Annotated in this window: 5 protein-coding genes, 1 tRNA gene and 1 pseudogene; 6 read left to right on the top strand and 1 reads right to left on the bottom strand. The window is 62.8% G+C overall.

Annotated elements, in window-relative coordinates:
- On the top strand, positions 1-549 hold a 549-nt coding region (locus AC2FL1_RS23130; RefSeq protein ID WP_496878487.1), incomplete at its 5' end, for an IS5 family transposase.
- 91 nt (positions 550-640) lie between these two features.
- On the opposite strand, the gene AC2FL1_RS23135 is transcribed toward AC2FL1_RS23130, so the two are convergent.
- Positions 641-716: transfer RNA gene (locus tag AC2FL1_RS23135), tRNA-Thr, on the bottom strand.
- 278 nt (positions 717-994) lie between these two features.
- On the opposite strand from AC2FL1_RS23135, the gene AC2FL1_RS23140 reads away from it, so the two are divergent.
- From AC2FL1_RS23140 to AC2FL1_RS23160, 5 genes and pseudogenes are all read left to right on the top strand, one after another.
- Positions 995-1,414, top strand: coding sequence for a GNAT family N-acetyltransferase (locus AC2FL1_RS23140; RefSeq protein WP_496878488.1), 420 nt, complete (start codon positions 995-997; stop codon positions 1,412-1,414).
- 253 nt (positions 1,415-1,667) lie between these two features.
- Positions 1,668-2,636 (top strand): TAXI family TRAP transporter solute-binding subunit, encoded by a 969-nt coding sequence (locus tag AC2FL1_RS23145; RefSeq protein ID WP_496823879.1) that lies wholly within the window; start codon positions 1,668-1,670, stop codon positions 2,634-2,636.
- 123 nt (positions 2,637-2,759) lie between these two features.
- Positions 2,760-5,369: a TRAP transporter permease gene (locus tag AC2FL1_RS23150; protein WP_496878489.1), complete on the top strand. Its 2,610-nt coding sequence runs from the start codon at positions 2,760-2,762 to the stop codon at positions 5,367-5,369.
- On the top strand, positions 5,366-5,803 hold the full coding sequence (locus AC2FL1_RS23155) for a universal stress protein (protein WP_496878490.1): 438 nt from the start codon (positions 5,366-5,368) through the stop codon (positions 5,801-5,803). Before AC2FL1_RS23150 ends, AC2FL1_RS23155 begins: the two co-directional genes overlap by 4 nt.
- A gap of 93 nt (positions 5,804-5,896) precedes the next feature.
- Positions 5,897-6,219, top strand: a pseudogene (locus tag AC2FL1_RS23160) (hypothetical protein); the annotation flags it as partial.

Raw genomic sequence — 6,219 nt, forward strand, 5'->3', positions numbered from 1 at the left:
GGCGATGGCGAGTGGCAAGCCCGCAAGCATGGCGTTCAGGGGCACCGCCAATGGCGCAAAGTCCATCTGGCCATAGATACTACTACCTCTGACATACGCGCCGTCGAGTTCACCCCCAGCCGAGACGGCGACAGCCCGGTGCTGCCAGAACTGCTCGACCAGATCCCGAAGGATGAAGAGATCAAAACCGTGACCGCAGACGGCGCTTACGACACACGCCGCTGCCACACCGCCATCATCGGGCGTGACGCTGTCCCGATCATTCCGGTCCGCAAGAACGGTCGGCCGTGGAAGGAAGATTGCCCAGCTGCGCGGGTTCGTAACGAAACCTTGCGCGCCACCCGGCACTACGGCCGGGCCTTCTGGAAGCGCTGGACAGGATACCACGCTCGAAGTCGGGTCGAGGCGAAAATGCTTTGCCTCAAGGCATTCGGCGAGCGCATCGCAGCCAGAGACCCCGACCGCCAAGCCGCCGAAATCCACATCCGCATCGCTCTCATGAACCGCTTCAACGCACTCGGCACCGCCGAGATCGTTCGTGTGGAATGACATCAATGGGGAAAGGGGAAGTCACGCTTCAGGCGGGAGTTCTGCAACAATGCCATTCCAGTGCCAAAATCGGGGTGACATCTGAGAAGAATGGTGCCGCTGAAGGGACTCGAACCCCCGACCCCATCATTACGAATGACGTGCTCTACCAGCTGAGCTACAGCGGCACTCTTCTCCTTGTGCGGGCCGAACGTTGGCCACCACCATCAACACCGCGCCGCATCAAAGCGGCTTGAACTGCCCGGATTCTCGGGCAATCCGGCCGAAGGAAAGGCGCACATCCTGACGCTCCGACTTTGCGCTCGCCGTTTAAACGCAACGGCCAGACCACGCAAGGCCAAATCTGAGAACCGCGGCCGCGTGTGTGGGGCCAACGAGGCCGCGCAAAGGATGGACAGACGCGCGCGCCCGCTGCTGGTTGAAGCCGGCACAACGGGATCGGACCATGCGGATCAGACTGGCTTGTATCAGTGATATCGACACCCTGATGGCGATCCGGGGCGCGGTGAGTGAAAACCAGCTTTCGGATCCGGCGCGCGTCCCGCGTTCGGACTATCTGGACTTTCACCGGAACTCGACCCTCTGGATGTGTGAAACCGGCGGGCAGGTGGCCGGTTTTTCCGCCTGCGATCCACACAATGGGAACATCTGGGCGCTGTTCGTGGCCCCGGGCCGCGAAGGGGGCGGCTTTGGCCGCGCGCTCCTGGCGCGGGCCTGTGCCGATCTGCGGCGCGCAGGCTGGAGCAAGGCGTGGCTTGCGATCGGGGCAGGGACGCGGGCCGAGCGGTTCTATCGCCGCGATGGTTGGCGGGTCTATTGCGAGATGTCGGACGGAGACCTGTTCCATTGGCGCGGTCTGAGGTGACGGGCAGGCAAGCGCGGGGGAAAATCTGCGATATCGGTTCACATCTGGCGATTTCGCCAACCGGTTCACCCCTGCGGGTTGACAAGTCCAAAGTCCGGGTGGAACCCTTGATCCATCGGGACCCGCGCCCCGCGCGCCCTGACGGGTTGCAGCCCGCCCCCGCGCTTCGTATGGGCGATGGTCGGCGGAGGCAGTTCCGGATCTATCTCACGGGCGTTTCTGCCCGCTTATAATAACTAACGGGAGTTACAGCATGAATCGCAACAGCAAGCTTGGTCTTGGCGCATTGGTCACGGCGGCCTTCATGGCGCCCGCGGCGATGGCCGAAGAGTTCATCACCATCGGTACCGGCGGTGTGACCGGCGTCTATTACCCGACCGGCGGTGCCATCTGCCGTCTGGTGAACAAGGGGCGCAAGGAACATGGCGTGCGCTGCTCGGTCGAATCCACCGGCGGTTCGGTCTACAATATCAACACCATCCGAGAGGGCGAGCTGGAATTCGGTGTGGCGCAGTCGGACTGGCAGTACCACGCCTATAACGGCACCTCGAAATTCGAAGAGGCGGGCAAGTTCGAAGGCCTGCGCGCGGTCTTCTCGATCCATCCCGAACCCTTTACCGTGGTTGCCCGCGCCGATTCCGGCATCAAGAGCTTTGACGATCTCAAGGGCAAGCGGGTGAATATCGGCAACCCCGGTTCGGGTCAGCGCGGCACCATGGATGTGGTGCTCGAGGCCAAGGGCTGGACCACCGGCGATTTCGCCCTGGCCAGCGAGCTGAAGGCGGCGGAACAGTCGGCGGCGCTCTGCGACAACCAGCTCGACGCGATGATCTATACCGTCGGCCACCCGTCGGGCTCGATCCAGGAGGCCACGACCGCCTGTGACTCCGTGCTGGTGAGCGTCGATGGTGACGCCATCGACAAGCTGATCGCCGACAACAGCTTTTATCGCAAGGCCACCATTCCCGGCGGCATGTATCGCGGCAATGACGGTGACACCACCACCTTTGGTGTGGGTGCTACCCTGGTGACCTCGGCCGATGTGTCCGAGGACGCGGTTTATGCGCTGGTGCAGGCGGTGTTCGACAATTTCGAAGACTTCAAGAAGCTGCACCCGGCCTTTGCCAACCTCAAGGAAGAGGAAATGATCAAGGACGGTCTGTCGGCGCCCCTGCATGCGGGTGCCGAGAAGTATTACCGCGAGCGCGGCTGGATCAACTGATCTAAGACGCGTTGATTTTGGGCGGGGCGCAGTTGCGCGCCCCGCTCCTTCCCGGCGGGGGCCGGGCAATGGATAAATGACGCCACCAGCCAAAGCAGCACGGCGTGACAGGGAGAGATTTTCATGACCTCTGAGAGTCAGGGTAATCGGCCGCTATCCGAAGAAGAGCTTCAGGATCTTGTTGCCTCTTCCGATGCGGGTGCGCGCGACCCGGCGGGCAGCATCGGGCTGTTTCTGGCCATCGTCGCGGTGATCTGGTCGGTGTTCCAGCTGATCCTGGCCTCGCCGATGTCGAACATGATCTTGCCCGGCAGCATCGTGAACAACTCGCGTCAGGTGCACCTGGCCTTTGCCCTGTTTCTGGCCTTTGCCGCCTATCCGGCGCTGAAATCCAGCCCGCGCGACCGCATTCCCGCGCAGGACTGGGTGATGGCGGTGCTGGGGGCGGGTATCGCACTGTATGGCTATATCTTCTATGACAAGCTGGTGAATTCGGGCGGTTTGGCCGACGATACCGACAAGTGGATCGCGCTGGTCGGTCTGATCCTGCTATTCGAGGCCGCGCGCCGCGCGCTGGGGCCGGCCATGGCGATCATCGCCACGATTTTCCTGGCCTATGTGTTCTGGGGCGCCTCGGAATGGGTGCCCGAGGTGATCCGCTGGAAGGGCGCCAGCCTGAAAAAGGCGATGAGCCATATGTGGATCACCTCCGAGGGCGTGTTCGGCATCGCGCTGGGGGTCTCGACCAAATTCGTGTTTCTCTTCGTGCTGTTCGGCGCGCTTTTGGACAAGGCGGGCGCGGGCAACTATTTCATCAAGATGGCGTTTGGCGCGCTGGGTCACCTGCGCGGCGGCCCGGCGAAGGCCGCTGTTGTCGGCTCGGCCGCGACCGGCCTGATCTCGGGGTCTTCCATCGCCAACGTGGTCACCACCGGCACCTTTACCATCCCGCTGATGAAGCGGGTGGGCTTTACCAGCGAACAGGCCGGCTCGGTCGAGGTGGCCAGCTCGGTCAACGGCCAGATCATGCCGCCGGTGATGGGGGCCGCGGCCTTTCTGATGGTGGAATATGTGGGCATCTCATATGTCGAGGTGATCACCCATGCCTTCCTGCCTGCCGCGATCAGCTATATCGCGCTGATCTATATCGTGCATCTGGAGGCGGTGAAGCGGAACATGCCGACGCTGGGGAACCGCGAGGTGCATCTGATCCGCACCGTGGCCGGCATGCTCAGCTTCTTCTTGATCTTTGCCGGGCTGTGTTATGCGACCCAGTTTCCGGCGCAGGCGATTGCCGCCTGGGCGCCCAGCTCGGCCGGGCTGATCATGGGGCTGATCGTGACCGCAATCTACATCGTGCTTGTGTGGTTCGCCGCGCAGGTGCCCGATCTGGAACCCGACGATCCCAATGCCGAGGTTGTCGAACTGCCCGATATCGCCCAGATCTACAAGGCGGGTTTGCATTACCTGCTGCCCATCGTAGTGCTGGTCTATTTCCTGATGATCGAGCAGAAATCGCCGGGCCTGTCCGCCTTTTGGGCGACCGCGCTGCTGTTCGTGATCCTGCTGACGCAAAAGCCGCTGAAATCGCTGTTTAGGGGCGAATCCGAGATGGCGAGCAGCTTCATGTCCGGCGTCGCCGACCTGTGGCAGGGGCTGATCGACGGCGCCCGCAACATGATCGGCATCGCGCTGGCGACCGGCACGGCGGGCGTGATCGTGGGCACCGTGACCTTGACAGGGGTGGGCCAGGTGATGGCCGATCTGGTCGAGTTCCTGTCGGGCGGCAACCTGGTGCTGATGCTGGTGATGGTGGGGCTGTTGAGCCTGGTTCTGGGCATGGGCCTGCCGACCACCGCCAACTATATCGTGGTCAGTTCGCTGATGGCCGGTGTGGTGGTTCAGCTGGGCGCACAATCGGGGCTGATCGTGCCGCTGATTGCGGTGCATCTCTTCGTGTTCTACTTCGGCATCATGGCGGATGTGACGCCACCCGTGGGGCTGGCCAGTTTCGCCGCCGCCGCGGTGTCGGGGGGCGATGCGATCAAGACCGGTTTCACCGCCTTCTTCTACAGCTTGCGCACAGTGGCGCTGCCGTTTGTGTTCATCTTCAACACCGACATGTTGCTGATCGACGTGGGCTGGGTGGGCGGTATCCTGGTGGCCATATCTGCAACCATCGCGGTGCTGGTCTTTACCGCCGGCACCATGGGCTTTTTCCTGACCCGCAACCGCATCTATGAAAGCGTGGCGCTGATCCTGGTGGCCTTTGTTCTGTTCCGGCCCGATTATGTGATGAACCGGATCGCGCCGCCGTTCGAGCTGTTCGAACCCGCGCGCCTGGAGCAGGCGGTCGGCGACGCGGCGCCCGGCGACGTGTTGCGCGTCATCGTGTCGGGGCCTGATTTCGACAGTGGCGAGATGAAGGACCTGAGCCTGGAGCTGACCGTGGGCGACGAGGCCGACGGCGCCGCGCGAGTCGAGGCGATGGGTTTCCTGCCGTTCGAGGAAGACGGGCTGATCAAGCTCGAAGAGCCGCTGTTTGGCACGCCGATCGCCGAGTCGATGCAGGATTTCGATTTCTACGGCGACGAGGCGGTGCGCATCGTCACCGTCAAGGCCCCGGCCAACCAGCCGCCCAAGGAGCTGGTGTTCATCCCGGCGCTGCTGCTGCTTGGTCTTGTCGCCTTTCTCCAACGCGGCCGCGCCGCCAGACAGGGAGTCCCCGCATGAGCAGCTCAGTTCTTTGTGCCGTCGATATCAGCAACCCCGACAGTGACGCCCCGATCCTGAAACAGGCCGCGCGCCTGGCCGATCTGGATGGGGCGCGGCTGGACGTGGTGACCGTGCTGCCCGATTTCGGTGAAACCTGGGTCTCGGGTTTCTTCGAGGCGGGCCATCACGATAACGCGGTCAAGGCCGCCCATGACACGCTGGTGCAGCTGTGTACTCAGACATTGGGGGCCGAGCGCAATGCCGATATCCGCCATGTCGTGGCCACCGGCACCGCCTACAAGGAGATCCTGAGAACTGCTGAAAGCGCGGGCAGCGATCTGATCGTGGTGGGGGCGCACAAGCCCGATCTGGCCGATTACCTGCTGGGCCCCAATGCCGCCCGCGTGGTGCGCCATGCGCCGGTCTCGGTCTATGTGGTGCGCGCGGGTTGACCCCGCCCGCCGCATCTGGATTTTTCAACCATCCGTGGTACCTTTGGCTGCCGGCGCTATTTCGCCGGCAGTTTCTTTGAAGGGTAATTTGACATGACGGATATTCGCGCGGATCTGGGCGAGGCGCCGATCTCGGCCAATGAGGACCAGATTATCGCCGACATCATTCAGGCAAATCTCAAGATGATGGAGGTCGAGGAGAACGGTTTCAAATGGCGGGCCCAGCATCCCAAGGGGCATGGTGCCATTCCGGCCCGGTTCATCGTCGGCCCTGACGTGCCGCAAGCCTTTCGCGCGGGGCTGTTTGCGCAACCCGGTGAGTATGCGGCGCTGATCCGGTTTTCCAACGGTACCGAACGGCGCGACGATCCCAAGGGTGGCGATGCCCATGGCATGGCGATCAAGCTTTTCGGCGT

The organism is Ruegeria sp. YKSF070, assembly GCF_059612725.1.